The organism is Dankookia rubra (assembly GCF_004355005.1).
Classification (GTDB): domain Bacteria; phylum Pseudomonadota; class Alphaproteobacteria; order Acetobacterales; family Acetobacteraceae; genus Paracraurococcus; species Paracraurococcus ruber_A.
The window spans coordinates 1-635 of the sequence record NZ_SMSJ01000330.1; the positions used below are offsets into that span (position 1 = coordinate 1).

General features: G+C 70.6%; 2 pseudogenes. Both read right to left on the reverse strand.

Features of this window, described 5'->3' with window-relative positions:
• Positions 1-247, reverse strand: a pseudogene (locus E2C06_RS36860) (hypothetical protein); the annotation flags it as partial.
• Positions 244-635 (reverse strand): annotated as a pseudogene (locus tag E2C06_RS36865) (recombinase family protein); the annotation flags it as partial. The pseudogenes E2C06_RS36865 and E2C06_RS36860, both read right to left, overlap by 4 nt.

Genomic DNA, 635 nt, shown 5'->3' on the forward strand with positions numbered 1-635 from the left:
GCAGCGAGCCGAGGTATCCTCGCTCGATCCGCTCCGCCTGTGCCATCTCGCTAATAGACGCATAGCGTCCCTCGTCGAGCAGCCGCTGATACCGGAACGCCCGCGCCAGCGCCTTCACCAGCGCTGGATCGGCGCGGGTAGGCACCTGGATCTCGCCGCCCGACCGCACTGGCGTTACCACCGTCTTTCGCCCGGGCCGCCGGATGGTCAGCGGCACCCGGACCGTGATGCTGGTTGCCGTGGTCATGCCGCCGCCATGAGCGCGCTGGGCGCGATGGCGGTGAGGTCACGCACCAGCCCGGCCAGCCCCTCGGCGCGAAGCCGAATGTCAGCGCCAGCCGGCCCGACCACCACCCGCTCTACCAGGGTCCGCACGATCCGCGCCTGCTCGGCCGGGAAGAGCTCACCCCAGAGAGGGTCAAGCCGCGCCAAGGCGTCGCGGACTTCGCCCTCCTTCAGATCCGGCATCTCCGTCCGTGTCGCCATCCAGGTGCCGACCACGATCTCGGGCTGCCGGAGCAGCGCCCGCACTTGGTCCACCACGGCCGCCTCGATCTCCGCCGCCGATACGCGCCGCACGATGCTGCCGTCACCGGCGGCGTCCCCCTTCAGTACTCGCTGTGCCACGTAGTAGC